The sequence below is a fragment of the Stenotrophomonas sp. STEN083 genome, assembly GCF_056759195.1.
The window spans coordinates 30149-50280 of sequence record NZ_JBRRCU010000029.1 but is presented as its reverse complement, the minus strand read 5'-3'; the positions used below and the strand labels follow the sequence as shown (position 1 = coordinate 50280).

At 63.0% G+C, this 20132-nt stretch carries 17 protein-coding genes; 10 read left to right on the top strand and 7 right to left on the bottom strand.

Annotated features, from left to right (window positions below; translation table 11 throughout):
• Positions 1–110 precede the first annotated feature (110 nt).
• The 3 genes from ACVOK8_RS10725 to yidD are packed head-to-tail and all read right to left on the bottom strand — an operon-like array spanning position 111 to position 2582.
• Positions 111–962 (bottom strand): M23 family metallopeptidase, encoded by an 852-nt coding sequence (locus tag ACVOK8_RS10725; RefSeq protein ID WP_481566796.1) that lies wholly within the window; start codon positions 960–962, stop codon positions 111–113.
• Entirely contained in the window at positions 962–2308 is a 1347-nt protein-coding gene (locus tag ACVOK8_RS10720) for a dihydroorotase (protein ID WP_481566795.1), read from the bottom strand. The genes ACVOK8_RS10725 and ACVOK8_RS10720 overlap by 1 nt, the downstream gene beginning before the upstream one ends.
• 1 nt (position 2309) lies before the next feature.
• A complete protein-coding gene (gene yidD, locus ACVOK8_RS10715) occupies positions 2310–2582 on the bottom strand; it encodes a membrane protein insertion efficiency factor YidD (protein ID WP_481512077.1) in 273 nt (90 codons plus the stop codon).
• 259 nt (positions 2583–2841) lie between these two features.
• Between yidD and dksA the strand changes: the two genes are divergently transcribed.
• On the top strand, positions 2842–3984 hold the full coding sequence (dksA, locus tag ACVOK8_RS10710) for an RNA polymerase-binding protein DksA (protein ID WP_481566794.1): 1143 nt from the start codon (positions 2842–2844) through the stop codon (positions 3982–3984).
• Positions 3985–4140: 156 nt separating this feature from the next.
• On the opposite strand, the gene ACVOK8_RS10705 is transcribed toward dksA, so the two are convergent.
• Positions 4141–4806, bottom strand: a complete 666-nt coding sequence (locus tag ACVOK8_RS10705) for a TetR family transcriptional regulator (protein ID WP_481566793.1) — start codon at positions 4804–4806, stop codon at positions 4141–4143.
• Positions 4807–5240: 434 nt separating this feature from the next.
• Between ACVOK8_RS10705 and ACVOK8_RS10700 the strand changes: the two genes are divergently transcribed.
• On the top strand, positions 5241–6608 hold the full coding sequence (locus ACVOK8_RS10700; RefSeq protein ID WP_481566792.1) for a carbohydrate porin: 1368 nt from the start codon (positions 5241–5243) through the stop codon (positions 6606–6608).
• Positions 6609–6805: 197 nt separating this feature from the next.
• The gene (locus tag ACVOK8_RS10695) at positions 6806–9127 is read left to right on the top strand and encodes a beta-glucosidase (RefSeq protein WP_481566791.1); all 2322 of its coding nucleotides are present in this window, start codon (positions 6806–6808) and stop codon (positions 9125–9127) included.
• A gap of 65 nt (positions 9128–9192) precedes the next feature.
• On the opposite strand, the gene ACVOK8_RS10690 is transcribed toward ACVOK8_RS10695, so the two are convergent.
• The 3 genes from ACVOK8_RS10690 to cysS all read right to left on the bottom strand — a co-directional run bounded on the left by ACVOK8_RS10690 (position 9193) and on the right by cysS (position 12427).
• On the bottom strand, positions 9193–10428 hold the full coding sequence (locus tag ACVOK8_RS10690; protein ID WP_481566790.1) for an MFS transporter: 1236 nt from the start codon (positions 10426–10428) through the stop codon (positions 9193–9195).
• Positions 10425–10862, bottom strand: a complete 438-nt coding sequence (locus tag ACVOK8_RS10685; RefSeq protein WP_481566789.1) for a SufE family protein — start codon at positions 10860–10862, stop codon at positions 10425–10427. The genes ACVOK8_RS10690 and ACVOK8_RS10685 overlap by 4 nt, the downstream gene beginning before the upstream one ends.
• Positions 10863–11059: 197 nt before the next feature.
• Positions 11060–12427 (bottom strand): cysteine--tRNA ligase, encoded by a 1368-nt coding sequence (cysS, locus tag ACVOK8_RS10680; protein ID WP_481566788.1) that lies wholly within the window; start codon positions 12425–12427, stop codon positions 11060–11062.
• 166 nt (positions 12428–12593) lie between these two features.
• Here cysS and ACVOK8_RS10675 point away from each other — a divergent pair, with 166 nt between their 5' ends.
• The 7 genes from ACVOK8_RS10675 (at position 12594) to argC (ending at position 20066) form a co-directional block, all read left to right on the top strand.
• Positions 12594–13148, top strand: a complete 555-nt coding sequence (locus tag ACVOK8_RS10675; RefSeq protein ID WP_481566787.1) for a hypothetical protein — start codon at positions 12594–12596, stop codon at positions 13146–13148.
• Positions 13149–13450: 302 nt separating this feature from the next.
• The gene (locus ACVOK8_RS10670; RefSeq protein ID WP_481566786.1) at positions 13451–14461 is read left to right on the top strand and encodes an N-acetylornithine carbamoyltransferase; all 1011 of its coding nucleotides are present in this window, start codon (positions 13451–13453) and stop codon (positions 14459–14461) included.
• A 148-nt stretch (positions 14462–14609) separates the two neighbouring features.
• The gene (locus ACVOK8_RS10665; RefSeq protein ID WP_481553995.1) at positions 14610–15800 is read left to right on the top strand and encodes an argininosuccinate synthase; all 1191 of its coding nucleotides are present in this window, start codon (positions 14610–14612) and stop codon (positions 15798–15800) included.
• A gap of 206 nt (positions 15801–16006) precedes the next feature.
• Complete coding sequence (locus ACVOK8_RS10660) at positions 16007–17104, top strand: acetylornithine deacetylase (RefSeq protein WP_481566785.1); 1098 nt, start codon at positions 16007–16009, stop codon at positions 17102–17104.
• A 72-nt stretch (positions 17105–17176) separates the two neighbouring features.
• The gene (locus tag ACVOK8_RS10655) at positions 17177–18505 is read left to right on the top strand and encodes an acetylglutamate kinase (RefSeq protein WP_481535604.1); all 1329 of its coding nucleotides are present in this window, start codon (positions 17177–17179) and stop codon (positions 18503–18505) included.
• 2 nt (positions 18506–18507) lie between these two features.
• Complete coding sequence (locus tag ACVOK8_RS10650) at positions 18508–19116, top strand: GNAT family N-acetyltransferase (protein WP_481566784.1); 609 nt, start codon at positions 18508–18510, stop codon at positions 19114–19116.
• The gene (gene argC, locus ACVOK8_RS10645; RefSeq protein ID WP_481566783.1) at positions 19113–20066 is read left to right on the top strand and encodes an N-acetyl-gamma-glutamyl-phosphate reductase; all 954 of its coding nucleotides are present in this window, start codon (positions 19113–19115) and stop codon (positions 20064–20066) included. Before ACVOK8_RS10650 ends, argC begins: the two co-directional genes overlap by 4 nt.
• Positions 20067–20132: the final 66 nt, after the last annotated feature.

The following is a 20132-nucleotide window of genomic DNA, read 5'->3' as shown; positions in this document are numbered from 1 at the left end:
TCCCCGCCGCTCCGCGGCTTCGCTCTGTTCTGGCCCGGCGCGGTGGGGGGTGGTAGTTAGTTGGTTCCGTTTGGCGCTCCCGGCCCCCCCCCACTACATGCGCCTCGGCTTTATTTGCCGCGTTCCAGCACCAGTAGCGGGTCGATGCGCGTGTCGAACCAGTTCATGCCCCAGTGCAGGTGGGGGCCGGTCGCTCGGCCGGTTGCGCCAACCGCTGCGATGTTCTGCCCCTGCTCGATCCTGTCACCGACCTTTACATCGATCCGCGATAGGTGCAGGAAATTGGAGCTGATGCCGAAGCCATGGTCCAGCACCAGGGTGCCGCCAGTCAGGTACAGATCCGGGCCTGCAAACGTCACGATGCCAGCTGCGGGCGCCTTCACCGGCGTACCCGTAGGCACGGCTATGTCCATGCCGGAATGGCCGCTGCCTGGCTGTCCGTTGTAGACGCGGGCATTGCCGAAGCGGCCGCTGATGCGGCCCTGCACCGGCCAGATGAAGGTCTGGGTGAAGTCGGTGCGGTTGTCGTCGCGCTTGCGCGATTCAGTCACCTGCGCCTGTTCACGGGCAATCCGCTCGGCGATTTCCGGCGGCGGATTCACCGTCTTTGGCGGCACGCCATTGACCCGCTCTACCGGCCAGTCGCGCGCAGTCACTGCAATCGAAACGACCTCGCTGCCGCCATCCGGGCGTTGCACCTGTACCTGCAGCGGGCCTTTCTCATCGCGGCCGATGCCGAACACCACGCTGCCGTAGCTGCTGACCCGCAGTTCACGGCCGGCATAGCGGACCGTACTGCCAGAGGGCACCTTGCCGATCACCATCGCGCCCTGCGAGGCGCTGGCCGGGAACACCACCCGGTTGTCGAGCAGGTTGCCGATGCCATCCTGAGCCTGCAAGGGTAGGGCGGTAAGCAGGGGCGCTGCCAGCAGCAGCGCGCCCATCATCAGGACCGAACGCATCAACGGTCGTAGGTCATGCGCTGGCCGGCCGGTGCGCCCACCAGCTTGCTGCCGTCCCACACCTGCTGGCCATTGACCCAGGTGGAGGCAATGCGCGAACTGAAGGTGGTGCCTTCAAACGGCGACCAGCCGCACTTGGACAGCACGTCCTCGCGCTTGACCGTGAACGGCACGTCCTCGACCAGCACCAGATCGGCGAAGTAACCCTCGCGCAGGAAGCCGCGTTCTTCCACGTCGAACAGCTGCGCCGGGGCGTGGGCGAACTTCTGCACCACCTGTTCGCGGGTCAGTTTGCCTTCGTGCACGCGCTCCAGCGCGGCGACCAGCGCGTACTGCACCAGCGGCAGGCCGGACGGTGCCTGTGCGTAGGGCTTCTGCTTCTCTTCCCAGGTGTGTGGAGCATGGTCGGTGGCCAGCACATCGAGCACGTCGTCGGCCAGTGCGGCGGTGATCGCCTCGCGGTCGGCCACTTCCTTGATCGCCGGGTTGCACTTGATCAGGTTGCCCTTGGTTGCATAGTCCGGGCGCGCGAAATGCAGGAAGTGCACGCAGGTTTCGGCGGTGATCTGCTTGCGGCTGCCGTCGGCGCGGATCAGTGGACCCTTCTCGAACAGTGCCAGCTCATCGGCGGTGGAGATGTGCAGCACATGCAGGCGGGTGCCGTGCTTCTTCGCCAGCGACATCGCCAGGCGGGTGGACTTGATGCAGGCCTCGCGCGAGCGGATATCCGGGTGCATGTCCGGGGTCAGCGCGTCGCCGTATTTTTCCTGGAACGCCTTCATGTTGGCGTCGATCATCGGCGTGTCTTCACAGTGCGTGATGATCGGGGTCGGGCACTCGCGGAAAATCGCGTCCAGGGTTTCCGGGTTGTCGACCAGCATGTTGCCGGTGGAGGCGCCCATGAACACCTTCACGCCCGGGGCTTTCTTCGGGTCGAGCACCCGGATCGCCTCCAGGTTGTCGTTGCTGGCGCCGTGATAGAAGCCGTAATTGGCCCAGGCGCGGCCCTTGGCCAGCGCGTACTTGGCTTCGAGGATGGTCGAATCCAGGGTCGGCGGGTTGGTGTTGGGCATGTCCATGAAGCTGGTCAGGCCACCAGCCACTGCGGCTGCCGACTCGCTGGCGATGTCGCCCTTGTGAGTCAGGCCTGGTTCGCGGAAGTGGACCTGGTCATCGATCATCCCGGGCAGCAGCCAGCGTCCGCCCGCGTCCACCACCTGCTCGCCATCGCGCGGGGTCAAGCCGCTGCCGATCTGCGCGATACGGTCGTTCTCGATGCGCAGGTCGCCGTCGAAGGTACGACCTTCGTTGACCATACGGGCATTGCGGATAAGCGTGGAGGACATGTCAGTGTTTTCCTGTGCAGCGGCAAGAGGGGGAATCGGCGCGCTCCGGGACCGGATCCAGTCCGCCCGGATGGAACGGATGGCAGCGCCCCAGCCGGCGCAGGGTAAGCCAACACCCCCGTAGCGGACCGTGTATACGGATCGCGTCCATGGAGTATTCCGAGCAGCTGGGATAGAAACGGCAGCGCGGCCCAAGCAGCGGGCTGATGAAGCGCTTGTAGGAGCGCAGTACGGCAATGAGGAGTCGGCCGATCACGGTTAAATGATAAGCCACTTGGCAAGCGAGCAGTATTTGTCGCAGGATGCGGGATGGCGCCGGTAAACACTACGTGCTTTCCGCTGCCAGCCAGGGGCGATGGCGCGCCTGGTTACGTTCCGAACTGCGCGAAACGGTCCGGTGACGCCACCGGACCTGTACTGCACGGGTCGGGCATCCGTTCACATACGGTGCCCGGCGCGGTTGCTGCTGCTGGTCGGGTAGGCTATAAAGGCCCGCTTTCCCGGGCCCCGGGGGAAACAAGGAAGAGCGTTTCGTGGCTGCTAAAAAACCTGCAAAAAAGGCCGTCAAGGTCGCCAAGAAAACCGCCAAACCTGTAGTGAAGAAGGCGGTGTCGAAGCCGGTTGCAAGCAAGCCGGTCGCCAAGGCTGCAAAGCCGGCCGCGAAGAAAGCACCCGCCACCAAGGCGGTTGCAAAGAAAACGCCGGTCAAGCAAGCAGCTCCTGCCAGCAAACCCGTCGCCAAGAAGGCTGCGGTTAAGACGGCAGTCGCTAAAAAGGCGGCCCCTGCCAAGAAGGCAGCGGTCAAAAAGGTGACCAAACCGGTTGCCGCGCCAGTTGCCAAGAAAGCAGCTGCGCCGGTTGCCAAGGCCACCAAGCCCGCTGCCAAACCCGTAGTCAAGAAGGTGGCCGAACCAGTGGCTGCCAAGACGCTCAAGACTCCTGTCAAACCCGTGGTCAAGTCCGTACCGAAGCCAGCTGCAAAGCCGGCGGCGGCCAAGTCTGTCCCGGTCGAAGTCGCCAAGACGGCCCCAGCTCCGGCACCTGCGCCGGTCGCTGCCAAGCCGGCTCCAGTGGCCAAGACCCCGCAATCCAAGAATCCCGTGCCTGTTTCGAAATCCAACGTCAAAACTCCCGTCAAATCCACCGCTCCTGTTGCCGTCCGTCCGGTCGGCAAGGTTGCAGTCGCTGTCACCGCGCGTTCGACCGCTCCGGCACCGCGCAGCAAGTACAAGGTTGTCGAATACAACATCGACGAGACCACTGGCCGTCCGATCCTGCCGGCTGGCTATAAGCCGTCCGCAGATGAGGAGTACATGAGCACGCTGCAGCAGGAGTACTTCCGCCAGCGCCTGTTGAACTGGCGTGCGGACTTGGTCGAGGAATCGAAGCAGACCATCGAGAACCTGCGCGAGGAAGTGCGTGACATCGGTGATGAGGCCGAGCGTGCAACCCGCGAAACAGAGAATTCGCTGGAACTGCGTACCCGCGACCGCTACCGCAAGCTGATCGGCAAGATCGACAGCACGCTCAAGCGTCTGGAAGCCGGCGACTACGGTTTCTGCGTCGATACCGGCGAAGACATCGGTCTGGATCGCCTGGAAGCCCGTCTCACCGCCGAGCGCACGATTGATGCGCAGGAGCGTTGGGAGCACCTGCAGAAGCAGCAGGGCGACTGAGTCCGGTTGTATCTGTTGAACAAAAACCCCGCTTCGGCGGGGTTTTTGTTTTTCGCTGCCCGGCAGGTCTTCTCAACCCACCGTCCTGCGCCGCGCTGACGCCCGGCAGTAACGAGGCAGCTGTCCGCTAAGGCAGAGTTGCCCACCTTGGCGGCATCAGCTGACCTGTACGGCTTGCTGCAGGCGCTGCAGATAGTCTTCGAAGTGCTTTTCCAGGTTGACCTTACCCGGGTGGCGCAGCCACAGCAGCTGTAAGCCATCCATCATGGCAATCAGTTCGGCGGCGATCTGGTCTGGATCAACTGAGGGGCTGATTTCACCGGTTTCCTGGCCATGCCGCAGGCTGTGCGCGATGTACTGCAGCATCAGTCCTGTGCGTTGGCGGAACCAGTCCTGTGCGGGATGATCGTCGCTGAGGCTTTCTGCGTTGAGCAGCGAGAAAGCCTTGATCACGCCCGGAATGTCGGCATTGGCGCGATTGGCCAGGCGCAACTGATCCAGCACCTCCGACCAGGGAAGCGGTGGTCCCGCTGCGGCATCTTCAAGCGTGTAATCCTGCGGGTAGCCTGGCAGGCGCGGACTGCGTTGATCGCGGACTTCCAATACCGCCAGCAGCATCTCGGCCTTGCTCGGAAAGTAATGCAGCAGGCCGGGCAGGGTGAGGCCGACATCGGTTGCGACCTCGGCGATGGAGGCATTGCTGTAGCCATCGCGCGCGAACACGCGCATTGCCGCATCCAGGATCTGTTGGCGGCGCATGTCGCCCTTTGGCGAACGTCGGCGTGGGCGGCTGACGGACGAGGTCTGCGTTGAGGTGGGCAAAGTTCAATCCCGCGTCGTGTGATCGCGCAGTGTATCCGCGCTGTCGGCCTGTGCCATCCGTGTTCAAGCTGTACCCACGTCACAGTTTTTGACAAACCTACCTGTCGATAGGTTTACTGCCGCGGCGTCGGCGCAACGGCCAAGAGTCGTACCGCTGTAACAACATCCCGGAGGGGGATTGCACGCAGTTGCACCGGGCCGCCGCAGTTATCGCGGTGGCATCGCAACGGCAAGCCCCACCTGATGAAGAACGTGCCGGAAGGCCGACGTCGGGGCAGCTGGTTGGACCAAGGCGTCCCCAATGCATGCCGAACTGTTGTGTCTGCGCGGGAGGCCGCCGGGATGGCGCTGGCTGCTCTTCATCAACCTGGGAGAGATAGGCAATGAACACGTATTGTTGTAACGGGAGGGGCATCATCTTCAGCAGGATGGTGATGGCCACTTGTCTGGGACTCGCCGCGTCAACGGCTTACGCCTTGCCTGGTGTCGAGTCTGTTGCTGCACAGTTGCCGGACGAAGCGTCCGCAAGTGAGCCGCAAGACGGCTCCTCATCGGCGTCGGAGTCAGCAACATCCACGCGCCCAAGTTGCCATGACTACGATGCTTTCGTCAGTCGCGGGTCGGAAGCGCCCATCATCACTACCTGCGAAACCCTGTCGCCGGAACTGTTGGGCCTGCGGCCGAGGTTGTACGACAACGGCTGGATGTTCATGGGTTACTACAGCGCCGCCGAGACCTATGATCTGCGCGGCCAGGAAGCGCGCCCGCAGACGTACAACGGACAGCGGCCCAGTTTCAGTGGGACGCTGGCGACCATCACCACCTACGACTTGTCGCGACTGGGTTGGTGGGGCAAAAAGTCGCAGCTCACCTTCGAAGTCAACAGTTGGCGAACCGTGTACCGGGACGCGGGCCTGAATGATGATGCTGCAGTCAGCCAGTTGTCGGTTGAACAGGAGTTTGCTGACGGCCGCGTACGTATCCAGTATGGCTACTACGGAATGCTGGGCCAGTTTATAGGCTTGTTCCTGGGTGCAAGTACGGCATCTTCCGCGCTTGGGCCCACCAGCATCATTCCCAACCTAGCCGGTATGGCAGCCTTCAAGCCCGTGCCGGGCATGGATATCCGCTTGTACTCGAAGAGCGGTCGCTTCTACGACCACTTTGGTGTGGCGCGCTCGCAGAGCCCCGACGGCTTTCTCGCCGACAGCGAGGCCAATCCAACCGGGTTGAAGTGGAGTGTGAAGGACGCCAAGCCGATCTACGTCAACGAAATCGGCTATCGGGTTGCCTCCAGCGCCAATACCCGCATGACTTGGATACGCCAAGGCACGGTTTACAACCGCACGCTCTACAGCGACTTCCGTAATCCGGATAGCAGGGGCACCAACCGCGCCTTCTACCTGGTGGCCGACCATCAGTTCACCCAGCCCGATGTATCCGTCCCCTACCGCGGCTGGTATTTCAACCTGAAAGCCAACTACGCCCCGGCCGAGCACAATATTTTCAGCTCCGACTACGCAGTGACCTTATACAGCCTGGCACCTTTCGCCAAGCGACCGGGTGACATGGTGTCGCTGGGTTATACCCGGACCGAGGTAAGCGATGACGCACGCCGCTACCTTGCTGCGCAGGGCATGGATCCGGTGCGCTTCAGCTCAACTGCTTCGGCTTCGTACGCCCTGCGCGCATTTCGTGGCATCTACTGGGTCAATACCTTGAGCTATACGCGCAACCCGGTAGTGGTCACGCAGCACCCTGATGCGGTGAATCTGCAGAGCCAGCTGACTTTCTCGTTCTAAGCCGTGACCGGCCACACCTGCTGGCCGCGCGTTCGCATTGCAGCAAGCCAGCGGGGAAGGATGGGCATGCGCCGACGGCGAGGTGGTGCCTGCGGTATCACCGAGATGACGATCAAGCGCTGCCTGGATGCGGGCGCGTCACTTCCATAGATGCAGCGTCCTGTGCTGATGCGCGGGCGCAAACCGGAGTATGTGAAATGGCAAAGATGCAGAAAACAATGGTTCCCGTGCCGCTGTTGATCAGCATGGCGGCAACTGTGCTGGTGACGAATCCGGTCCAGGCCAGGGAGCTTCCGCAGTTGGGGAAGGCGCCGCTTGCACAGGTGGTGGCGGCGATGACCTTGCAGGAAAAGGTCGAGCTGGTCACCGGCCAGGGCATGAGTTTCCCCGGACTGCCGGATGACATGCAGGCGCCGGTGGTCGGTGCCATTGAAGACAAGGTCGCCGGTGCGGCGGGTGCAACCGTGTCCGTGCCACGGCTGGGCATTCCGTCATTGGTATTGGCCGATGGTCCGGCCGGCGTGCGTATTGCGCCGACCCGCAAGGACGCGCCAGGCAAAAATTTCTACGCCACGGCATTTCCGATAGGCAGTGCCCTGGCCAGTTCCTGGGACACGGCCTTGGTGCGTCAGGTGGGCGCAGCCATTGCGGACGAGGCGGCGGCCTACGGTATCGATGTGATGTTGACGCCGGCGCAGAACATCCATCGCTATCCTTTGGGTGGGCGCAACTTCGAGTATTACTCCGAAGACCCGTTAGTCAGCGGTGAGACCGCAGCGGCGTTGGTGCAAGGTTTGCAGGAGCGCGGCGTGGGTGCGTCGGTAAAGCACTTCGCGGTCAACAACCATGAGTGGAATCGCAACACCCTCAATGCAAAGGTAGATGAGCGAACGTTGCGCGAGATCTACCTGAAAGGTTTCGAGATCTCGATGCGCAAGGGCCAGCCGTGGACGGTGATGTCCAGCTACAACAAGCTCAATGGTACCTATACCTCGGAAAGTCCCTGGTTGCTGAAGGATGTGCTGCGCGCGCAATGGGGTTACCAGGGCGTGGTGATGACGGATTGGTTTGGCGGGCAGGACGCGGTTGCGCAGATGCGGGCAGGCAATGAATTGTTGATGCCGGGCACCGGCAAGCAGCGCAAGGCGATTCTGGCAGCAGTGGGTGATGGCACGCTGGACGAGGAGGTGCTGGATCTCAACGTCACCAAGGTGCTGGAGCTGGTGCTGCGCAGCCGCGCATACAAGCGGCTCCCGCATTCGGATCAGCCCGACCTGCAGGCAAGTGCGGAAATCTCGCGCAGCGCTGCTACCCAAGGCATGGTACTGCTGAAGAATGAAGCTGCGACGTTGCCACTGCCTGCCGCGGCGCGGCTGGCTTTGCTGGGCCATGGCAGCTATGAGGTGATTGCTGGTGGCACCGGCAGCGGCGATGTCAACAAGGCCTATGTAATCAGTTTGCTCCGGGGGATGGAGAATGCAGGTTTCAGCAATGCAAGCGGACTCAATCGGTTTTATGGCCGCTATATCAGTGAGGAGTCGGCCAAGCTGCCGAAGACCGAGTGGTATCTAAGCAAGCCGCGTATTCCTGAACTTGAGATCGGCGATGCGCAGATGCAGCAACTTGCACAGCAGCAGGATCTGGCGGTCGTAACCATAGGTCGCGGCTCAGGTGAGTTCGTAGACCGAAAGGCCGACGGGGACTTCAGCTTGACCGAAGCCGAGCATGCACTACTGCAGCGCACTTCCAGGGCCTTCCATGCCCAAGGCAAGAAACTGGTGGTAGTGCTCAACGTCGGCGGAGTAATTGAAACTGGCAGTTGGAGCCGGCTTGCCGATGCCATCCTGCTGGCCTGGCAGCCGGGGCAGGAGGCCGGTAATGCCATTGCCGATGTGCTGTCCGGCGCGGTCAATCCTTCCGGCAAACTTGTCGATACGTTTGCGCTGCAGCTCAGCGATTACGCCGCCAGCAACGGGTTCCCAGGCAAGGTGCTGCAGGGGCCCGATCCGAATGCCTCGTCGATTTTTGGGCAGGTTGCCCGCGCCGCGGAGGTCACGTACAGCGATGGCATCTGGGTGGGCTATCGCCACTTTGATACGCACGAGGTGGACGTCGCCTATCCGTTTGGTTTTGGTCTGTCTTACACCACTTTCGGTTACAGCGATCTGCAGGTCGATGCCAGCCAACCGGATCTGGTGCGTGCCAGCATCAAGATCACCAATACCGGCAGGGTTGCCGGGCGCGAAGCAGCACAGGTCTACGTGAGTGCACCGCAGGGCGAATTGGAAAAACCTGCACAGGAACTGCGTGCGTTCGCCAAGACCGGTGAGCTGCAACCGGGGCAATCGCAGGTGCTGCAGTTCGAGATCGATGGCAAGGACCTGGCCTCGTTCGATACGGGCCGGGGCCGTTGGGTCGCCGATGCGGGCACCTACAGTCTGCGTGTAGGTGCGTCTTCGCGTGATATCCGTGCGCAGCAGGCGTTCGAGAAACCGCAAGTTGGCGACTACGCGCCGTGAAGGGTGTATTCGCTTGAGAAGGACTAGCCGGGGCGAGCTTGCTGCTTGCCCCGGCATTGGTCTGGCTACAGATCCTGCAGGTTGTCCAGCTTGCGCAGCTGCGGTGCTTTCCATGCGGTGACCGCGGCCACGCCGAGTACCGCGCAACCACCGATCACCACTGCCGTGACCAGACCCAGCAGGCGCGCCATGCTGCCGCCGTAGAACGCGCCCAGCTCATTCGATGAACTGATGAAGATGCCGTTGATCGACGACACCCGGCCGCGCATTTCATCCGGTGTTACCAACTGCATGATGGTCGAACGCACCACCACCGACACACCATCGCAAGCGCCGTAGAACACCAGAATGGCGGCAGACAGCCAGAAGCTCTTGGACAGGCCGAAGGCGATCACGCACAGGCCGAAACCGGCTACCGCGAACAGCAGTACGCGACCTGCATTGCGGCGCAGGGGATGGCGAGCCAGCCACAGGCCGACCGCGATCGAGCCCAGCGCCGGTGCCGCACGCAGGATGCCCAAGCCCTCCGGCCCGTAATGCAGGATGTCCTGGATGAAGGCCGGCAGCATCGCCACCACGCCGCCAAGCAGCACCGAGAACATGTCCAGCGCCATCGCGCCCAGCATGATCTGGTTGGACAGCACGAAGCGCGCGCCTTCGGCGATGCTGGCGAAGATCGGCGCGCGGGTCTGTGGTGGCGGGGGTTCGCTGACCTTGAGCGAGGCCAGTGCGATCAGTGCCAGCACGGCCATGGTCGCCGCCACGCCATAGGACAGGCCCTTGCCGCCAACGGCGACCAGTACACCGCCCAGTGCAGGGCCAATCACCATGCCCATCTGGAACACCACCGTGCCGAAGCCGGCGCCACGTGCGAACTGCTCACGCTTGAGCACGCGGGCGAACAAGGCGTTGTAGACCGGTGACAGGAAGGCGCGGACCATGCCGGTCAGCGCCACCGCCAGATAGATTGGCCAGACACCTTTGACCGGTAGCCAGCCGGTGGCCACGGCTACCAGCATCAAGGCAGTGGCGATCAGGCCGAGGCAGGCGGTCATGCCGAGCTTGCGGCGTGGCAGGTGATCGACCAGATAGCCGGCGAATGGCGCTACGCAGAAGTAGGGCAGCACCTCCGCCAGGCCGATCAGGCCCAGTGAGAATGGATTGCGGGTGACTTCATAGATGTGCCAGCCGACCGTGACCGCGACGATCTGGTAGGACAACATGCCGGCGATGCGGTACAGCAGCAGCTGGGTGTAGCCGGGCTGGCGCAACAACTCGGAGATGGAGCCGGTGTTGCTCACTGCTTGGCTTGGGCGGTGTCGCGGATGAAGGCCAGCATCGCGGCCAGGCCGTTGCTGCGGGTCGGCGACAGGTGCTTGGCCATGCCGATTGCAGACACGTAGTCCGGTTCGGTGGCGAGGATTTCAGCCGCCGAACGGCCCGAGTACACGCGCAGCGCCAGATAGATCAGGCCGGAGACGATGGCCGAATCGCTGATCGCGTGGAACACCAGCTTGTCGGCATCGCCTTCGGGCACGATCCAGACCATGGACTGGCAGCCGAGCAGGCGGTTTTCCTCGGTTTTCCATTCGTCCGGAAGCGCGGGCAGCTTGCGGCCGAGGTCGATCAGGTACTGGTAGCGCTCCGACCAGTCACCGAAGAAGGAGAACTCCTCGGCAATGGCGGCCTGGGCTTCGGCGGGTGTGGGTTCGAGCGGGAAGGGGGAGTTGATCATGGTTGGTCCTGTGCTTGGCCGGTCGCGTTGGTGGCGAGGGGCTTTGGTGTGGGTCGGGGCGCTGTTGCCCTCACCCCAACCCCTCTCCCGCCGGCGGGAGAGGGGCTCGCGGCAGTGCGAGTTGAAGCAGCACTGCGCAATTGCAGCTTTGAAGCCCCTATCCCGTTCACGGGAGAGGGTTGGGGTGAGGGGAGGCCTTACCCGCGTTTCCAGCGCACGCCCTGTGGCGTATCTTCCAGCACGATGTTCTCCGCAGCCAGCTGGTCGCGGATGGCATCGGCACGGCCGAAATCGCGCGCCTGCTTGGCGGCGATGCGTTCGTCGATCAGGGTCTGGATACGTGCATCGTCGCCGGCTTCGGCACCACGCCCGAACCATTCGGCCGGCGCCTGCTGCAGCAGGCCAAGAGCGAGGCCTGCGCCGAGCAGCTCACGCTTCAGGCGCGACTTCTCTTCGCTGGACTCGGCCTTGCGCGCTTCGCTGGCGATACGGGCCACTTCAGCCAACGCCAGCGGCGTATTGAGGTCATCGTCCAGCGCCGCCTCAACGCCGGCCGGAATCACGCCGTCAACACTGACATCAGCCAGATCACGCAAGGTGCCGTACAAGCGGTCCAAGGTGCGCACCGATTGTTCGATCAACGCATCGGACCACTCCAGCGGCTGCCGGTAATGCGCCGACAGCAACGCATAGCGCAGGGCTTCCGGCGGGTGCTGGCGAACCAGATCATGCACGCGCTCGATATTGCCGATCGACTTGCTCATCTTGGTACCGCCAAAGTTGAGCATGCCGTTGTGCAGCCAGAAGCGGGCGAAGGTCTGCCCGCCGTGGGCGCAGACGCTTTGCGCGATCTCGTTCTCGTGGTGCGGGAACTGAAGGTCGACGCCGCCGGCATGGATGTCGATGGTTGGGCCCAGATGGGCGGCTGCCATCGCCGAGCACTCGATATGCCAACCCGGGCGGCCACGGCCCCAGGGCGATTTCCAGCCGGGCAGGTCGTCGCTGGAGGGCTTCCACAGCACGAAGTCACCGGCATCACGCTTGTATGGGGCTACTTCGACGCGGGCGCCGGCTAGCATTTCGTCCGGGTCACGGCGCGAGAGCTTGCCGTAATCGGCGAAGCTGCTGACCGAGAACAGCACGTGGCCCTCGGCGACATAGGCGTGATCGGTGCTGATCAGCTGCTCGATCATGGTGATGATCTGCGGCATGTGCGCGGTGGCCTCCGGCTCGATCTCCGGCGGGACCACGCCAAGCGCGGCCATGTCCTCGCGGTAGGCGGCGGCAAAACGGTCGGTGATGGCTGAGATCGGCACGCCTTGGTCCTTGGCAGCGGCGTTGATCTTGTCGTCAACGTCGGTGATGTTGCGCGCGTAGCGCAATTTGCCGTGACGGCGACGCAGCAGGTCGGCCAGCACCCCGAACACCACCGGGCCGCGTGCATTGCCGATATGTACATAGTTATAGACCGTGGGGCCGCACACATACATGGTGGGGGCGGCGGGGTCGAGCGGAGCAAACGGCTCCAGCTGCCGCGTCAGGTTGTTGTGCAGGCGCAGGGTCATGGCAATCCGGGGGTAAGCGAACCCGCCAATTCTAGCTGTCCGGGCCGGGTCGGGCATCCCCGGGCTGGGCAATACGCGTACGGATGGGTAATGTTCAGGCCCGGGGCAGCTGTGCTGCCTACACTAGTACCCGTCACCCGTACCCAGCTCAAAGCCAAACCTTTTGATGAAACCTGCTCCATTGCTGTCGACGATCTGCCTGTTGGCTGGTGCCACTGTGCCCGCGCTTGCGCAGGAACCGGAGCAGCGCAATCGTGTGGTGATCATGGAAAACGTGCGCTATGACTATGCGCAGGTGCTCAATGTCGAGCCGGTCTTCCAGACCCTGCGTGCCAGCCGCACCGAAGAACACTGCGAGCCGGTATCCACGCGTACGCTGGCGCCGGTGCAGGTCAAGGGTGAGGAGGACAAGGGCGGGTTCCGTCGTTTCTGGGATTCCGTGCGTGGCATGTTCAAGCAGGAAGGGGAGGCGCAAGAAGAAGACATGGCGCTCGCCCCGCAGGGCGTTGGCGGTTCTTCCGCGCTGCTGACCCCGGAATGCAAGATCGTCGAGGTTGGGCGTGAATTCCGCCGACCTATCGCCTACGACGTGGATTACGTCTACAAGGGCATCAAATTCCGCTCACGACTGCCGGAAGACCCCGGTAACCGGCTTAAGCTACGGGTGTCGATCACTCCAGATATCGGCCAGGCACCGCCTGCCGCCACCAGCGTTCCGTGATGTTGCACCGCGCCACTTGCGCCGGCCTGACCCGCGTGCGAGTATGCGCGACGATGAAAGCCACCAGCTTCCAGCACGAAACCAGCACCGCCCGGATGGCCACCGGCATGACGTCGCGTGCCCGCCGACCGGAATCCCACATATTCGCTGGGTGACCGGAGCTTCGTGCTGTCCGTTCTGAAAACCCAGCCCAGGCTGGGTTTTTTCGTTTCTGGTTCGGCAAAAGTTTCAAACGCAATGAGCCGCGCGCATGCGCATCCGCCCACCGGCGACGGTGGTTTTCCGCAACAAAGGAAGGATCGATGTCTCTGAAGCACTTTTTGAACACCCAGGACTGGAGCCGCGCCGAGCTCGACGCGCTGCTCACCCAGGCGTCGTTGTTCAAGCAGAACAAGCTGGGTGATGACCTGAAGGGCAAGTCGATCGCCCTGGTGTTCTTCAACCCGTCCATGCGCACCCGCACCAGCTTCGAGCTGGGCGCGTTCCAGCTGGGCGGCCACGCGGTGGTGCTGCAGCCGGGCAAGGACGCATGGCCGATCGAGTTCAACCTCGGTACGGTGATGGACGGTGATACCGAGGAGCATATTGCCGAAGTAGCAAAGGTGCTGGGCCGTTACGTCGACCTGATCGGCGTGCGGGCCTTCCCGAAGTTCGTCGACTGGAGCAAGGACCGCGAGGACCAGGTGCTCAAGAGCTTCGCCAAGTATTCGCCGGTGCCGGTCATCAACATGGAGACCATCACCCATCCGTGCCAGGAGCTGGCGCACATCCTGGCGCTGCAGGAGCACTTCGGCACCAGCGACCTGCGCGGCAAGAAGTACGTGCTGACCTGGACCTACCATCCCAAGCCGCTGAACACCGCCGTGGCCAACTCGGCGCTGACCATTGCCACCCGCATGGGCATGGACGTGACCCTGCTGTGCCCGACCCCGGATTACATCCTGGACGAGCGCTACATGGGCTGGGCCGAGCAGAACGTGATCGAAAGCGGCGGCTCGCTGCAGGTCAGCCACGATATCCAGAGCGCCTATGCCGGCGCCGATGTCGTCTACGCCAAGAGCTGGGGCGCGCTGCCGTTCTTCGGCAACTGGGAGCCGGAAAAGCCGATCCGCGACCAGTACCAGCACTTCATCGTCGACGAAGCCAAGATGGCGCTGACCAACAACGGCGTCTTCAGCCACTGCCTGCCGCTGCGCCGCAACGTCAAGGCCACCGACGGCGTGATGGATTCGCCGCAATGTATTGCAATCAACGAAGCCGAGAATCGCCTGCACGTGCAGAAGGCGATCATGGCGGCAGTGATCGGCAAGTAATGCTCGAAGCCCCTCTCCCGCATGCGGGAGAGGGGTTGGGGTGAGGGCAGCTCCTCGCTCCACATGTCACCTCAACTTCATTACCCCCTCCCCAACCCCTCCCCCGGCGGGGGAGGGGCTTAAGAACCACAGCAGAGATTCCTTCCCCATGAGCAAAGACATCGTCCTCGCCTTCTCCGGCGGCCTCGACACCAGCTTCTGCGTGCCTTACCTGCAGGAACGTGGTTACAACGTGCACACCGTGTTCGCCGACACCGGCGGCGTGGATGCCGACGAGCGTGATTTCATCGAAAAGCGTGCGGCCGAGCTGGGCGTTACCAGCCACGTCACCGTCGATGGCGGCCCGGCCATCTGGAATGGCTTCGTCAAGCCGTTCGTGTGGGCAGGCGAGGGCTACCAGGGCCAGTACCCGCTGCTGGTCTCCGACCGTTACCTGATCGTCGATGCCGCGCTCAAGCGCGCCGCCGAGCTGGGCACCAACATCATCGCCCACGGCTGTACCGGCATGGGCAACGACCAGGTGCGTTTCGACCTGGCGGTGAAGGCACTGGGCGACTACCAGATTGTCGCGCCGATCCGTGAAATCCAGAAGGAACACACCCAGACCCGCGCCTACGAGCAGAAGTACCTGGAAGCGCGTGGTTTCGGCGTGCGCGCCAAGCAGCAGGCCTACACCATCAACGAGAACCTGCTGGGCCTGACCATGTCCGGCGGCGAGATCGACAAGTGGGAAGCCCCGGGCGAGGGCGCACGTGGCTGGTGCGCACCGCGCAGCGCCTGGCCGATCGAGCCGCTGACAGTGACCCTGAAGTTCGTCGAAGGCGAAGCTGTCGCCCTGGACGGCAAGGCACTGCCGGGTGAGCAGATCCTGGCCAAGCTCAACAAGCTGTTCGCGCAGTATGGCGTTGGCCGTGGCGTTTACACCGGTGACACCGTGATCGGCCTGAAGGGCCGCATCGTGTTCGAAGCACCGGGCCTGGTCTCGCTGCTCGCCGCGCACCGCGCGCTGGAAGACACCGTGCTGACCAAGCAGCAGAACCGCTTCAAGCCGGAAGTCGCGCGCAAGTGGGTGGAGCTGGTGTACGAAGGCTTCTACCACGACCCACTCAAGACCGACATCGAAGCCTTCCTGAAGGCCTCACAGGCCAAGGTAACCGGCGAAGTGGTGCTGGAAACCCGTGGCGGCCGCGTTGATGCAGTAGCCGTGCGTTCGGAGCACATCCTCAACGCCAAGGGCGCAACCTACGCGCAGTCGGCCGATTGGGGCGTGGAAGAAGCCGAAGGCTTCATCAAGCTGTTTGGCATGAGCTCGACGCTGTATGCGCAGGTAAACCGCTAAGCGCGCAACGCCCGCTGCTGAAGCCCCTCTCCCGTTCACGGGAGAGGGGTTGGGGTGAGGGGAGCTTTTGCTTCTGCTGTCGCTCTGCTTTCAAAGCAAACCCCGGCAAATCAAAAGCTCCCCCCATCCGCCCTCCGGGCACCTTCCCCCGCACGCGGGAGAAGGGATGCTCCCCCGATCATTGCTGTGATGACCTGCCTGCCACCATGACCAGCCTGCTCCAATCCACCCTCGATCACCTGGAAAAGCTGGTGTCCTACGACACCCGCAATCCGCCGCGTGCCATCACCACCGGTGGCATCTTTGATTACCTGCGCGACAACCTGCCGGGCTTCAATGTCGAGGTGATCGACCACGGCGCCGGCGCGGTCAGCTTCTACGCGGTGCGTGGCACACCGAAATACCTGTTCAACGTGCATCTGGATACCGTGCCGGACTCCCCGCACTGGTCCGCTGATCCGCATGTGATGCGTCGTTTGGACGACCGCGTTGTCGGCCTCGGCGTCTGCGACATCAAGGGCGCCGCTGCGGCGCTGGTGGCCGCCGCCAACCTGACCGATGGCGATGCTGCCTTCCTGTTCTCCAGTGACGAAGAAGCCAATGATCCGCGTTGCATCGCTGCCTTCCTGGCGCGTGGCATCGCCTATGAAGCGGTGATCGTCGCCGAACCGACCATGAGCGAAGCGGTGCTCGCACACCGTGGCATCAGCTCGGTGCTGATGAAGTTCCAGGGCCGCGCCGGCCACGCCTCGGGCAAGCAGGACCCATCCGCCAGTGCCTTGCACCAGGCGATGCGCTGGGGCGGCAAGGCGCTGGACCATGTGGAGTCGCTGGCGCATGCGCGCTTTGGTGGCCTGACCGGCCTGCGCTTCAACATCGGCCGCGTCGAAGGTGGCATCAAGGCAAACATGATCGCGCCCGAAGCCGAGCTGCGTTTTGGCTTCCGGCCGTTGCCTTCGATGGATATCGACGCGCTGCTCGGCACCTTTGCCGGCTTTGCCGAGCCGCAGGCCGCGCATTTCGAAGAAACCTTCCGTGGCCCGAGCCTGCCATCCGGTGATATCGCCCGCGCCGAGGAGCGTCGCCTGGCTGCGCGTGACATCGCTGACGAACTTGGCTTGCCAATAGGCAATGCGGTGGATTTCTGGACCGAGGCTTCGCTGTTCTCGGCCGGTGGTTACACAACCATGGTGTATGGCCCCGGCGATATCGCCCAGGCCCACACCGCCGACGAATTCGTCACGCTGGAGCAGTTGCAGCGCTACGCCGAGTCGGTGCTGCAGATCCTGCAACGCGGCGCCTGAGCCGCTCGTGGCCCGGCGGCTTGCCGCCGGCTCCTTTCCGCGACCTTCAACGTCGCCATGTAGATACAAGCAATGTCCCCAGCCATGCAGCCGCACCGCCAGACCCGCCAGACCATCGTCCGCCTGCTTTCGAGCATGGCCAGCGCGAAGGAAATCAGCCAGTACCTCAAGCGCTTTTCGCAGCTTGATGCCAAGCGCTTTGCCGTGGTCAAGGTCGGTGGCGCGGTGCTGCGCGACGATCTGGAAGCGCTGACCTCTTCGCTGTCCTTCCTGCAGGAGGTCGGCCTGACCCCGATCGTGCTGCACGGTGCCGGCCCACAGCTGGATGCCGAGCTGTCGGCTGCCGGCATCGAGAAGAAGACCATCGATGGCCTGCGCGTGACCTCGCCGGAAGCACTGGCGATCGTGCGCAAGGTGTTCCAGCAGTCTAACCTCAAGCTGGTCGAAGCGCTGCAGCAGAACGGTGCGCGCGCTACCTCGATCACCGGTGGTGTGTTCGAGGCCGAATATCTGGATCTGGATACCTACGGCCTGGTTGGCGAGGTGAAGAAGGTCAATCTGGCGCCGATTGAAGCCAGCCTGCGCGCCGGTTCGATTCCGGTGATCACCAGCCTGGGCGAAACCCCGAGCGGGCAGATTCTCAACGTCAACGCCGACTTCGCCGCCAATGAGCTGGTGCAGGAGCTGCAGCCGTACAAGATCATCTTCCTGACCGGCACCGGCGGCCTGCTCGATGAAGAAGGCAAGCTGATCGACTCAATCAATCTGTCCACCGAATACGAGCAGCTGATGCAGCAGCCGTGGATCCATGGTGGCATGCGGGTCAAGATCGAGCAGATCAAGGACCTGCTGGATCGTTTGCCGGAAGAGTCCTCGGTGTCGATCACGCGCCCGGCCGATCTTGCCAAGGAGCTGTTCACGCATAAGGGTTCCGGCACGTTGGTGCGCCGTGGCGAGAAGGTGCTGAAGGCAACGTCCTGGGATCAGCTTGATACCGCACGGCTGAAGTCGCTGATCGAATCGAGCTTTGGTCGCACCCTGGTGCCGGACTATTTCGAGAAAACCAAACTGCTGCGTGCCTACGTCAGCGAGAACTATCGCACTGCGGTGGTGCTCACCGATGAAGCCGAGGGCGTGTACCTGGACAAATTCGCGGTGCTCGACGACGCCCAGGGCGAAGGCCTGGGCCGCGCGGTGTGGAACGTGATGCTGGAAGAAACCCCGCAGCTGTTCTGGCGCTCGCGCAACGGCAACCCGGTCAATCATTTCTATTATTCCGAATCCGATGGCTGCTACAAGCTCGGTCATTGGAAGGTGTTCTGGTTCGGCGCCACCGACTTCGACAGCATCAAGGGCTACGTCGCGCATTGCGGTGAGCGCAAGCCGAGCCTGCAAGGGTGAGCATGGACCTTGCCGCCGCCGGGCACTGGAGCCAGGTGCCGACCCTGAAGGGCCAGCACGTGACGCTGGAGCCGCTGCAGCTCGAACACGTGCATGCGCTGCAGCGTGCCTTGGGCGAGGGCGAGTTGGCGCGCTGTTGGTATACCAACGTACCCGCGCCGGAACGCGCAGGCCATTACATCGTCGCCGCGCTGGAAGCACAGGCGCAGGGCAGGGTGCTCGCGTTCGTGGTCAAGGATGCCAGTGGCGAGGTTGTTGGCAGCACCCGCTACTACGCGCTTGAAGCCGACGTGCCGCGTTTGAACATCGGCTACACCTGGTATCACCCGCGCGTGCAACGCAGCGGGCTCAATACCGAGGCCAAGCTGTTGTTGCTGCGGCATGCGTTTGAAACCCTGGGTTGCATCAGCGTGGGCTTCGAGACCAGCTGGTTCAACCACGCCTCACGCACCGCCATTGCTCGCCTTGGCGCAAAGCAGGATGGCGTATTGCGCAGCCACAAGCGTCACGCTGACGGATCGCGTCGCGATACCGTGGTGTTCTCCATCATCGATACGGAGTGGCCGGCGGTGAAAACCCACCTGCAATTCCTTCTGGATTCGCATTCATGACTGACAAGAAATTCTCGGTAGGCATCGTTGGCGCGCGCGGTTACACCGGCGCCGAGTTGATCCGCCTGCTGTCCGCACACCCGCGCATCGAGCTGGCCTTCGTGTCCTCGCGTGAGTTGGATGGACAGCGCGTGGCTGACCACAACGATGCTTACAACGGCGAGCTGCGTTACGAAAGCCTGGACCCGGAGGCGGTCGCCGCCAAGGGCGTGGATGCAGTGGTGCTGGCACTGCCCAACGGCAAAGGCGAGCCCTTCGTGGCCGCACTGGATACAGCGGCACCGGATACCGTGATCGTTGATCTGTCGGCTGACTATCGTTTCGACAATAACTGGTATTACGGTCTGCCGGAGTTGACCCGAGCCCGATATGCCGGGCAGAAGCGGATCAGCAACCCGGGCTGCTACGCCACCGCAATGCAGCTGGCGATCGCGCCGCTGCTGAGCCAGCTGGCTGGCCCGCCGACCTGCTTTGGTGTGTCTGGCTGGTCTGGCGCTGGCACCACACCGTCGGACAAGAACAACCCCGAGCTGCTGCGCGACAACCTGATGCCTTACGCGCTGACCAATCACGTGCATGAGCGCGAGGTGTCTACCCAGCTTGGCGTACCGGTGGAGTTCATGCCGCACGTCGCGCCGCATTTCCGCGGCATCACCATGACCGTCAATCTGTGGCTGCAGCAGCCGCGTAGCCGCGAAGAGATCGTCGCGCTGTATGAGCAGCGCTATGCCAATGAGCCGCTGATTGAAATGGTCGATGAAGCTCCGTGGGTCAGCCGCATTGCCGGCAAGCACGGCGTGCAGATTGGTGGCTTCACCATGGCGCCAGGCAACAAGCGCGTGGTGGTTGTGGCGACCATCGACAACCTGCTCAAGGGCGCGGCTACGCAGGCGCTGCAGAACCTCAATCGGGCGTTGGGGCTGGACGAGCTGATGGCGGTTCCTTATTGATTTTTGGTGGAGTGGCGGCTGAGAGGTTGCCAGTTTCGCGGCTTATGCCGCTGCTACAAAGCTGTA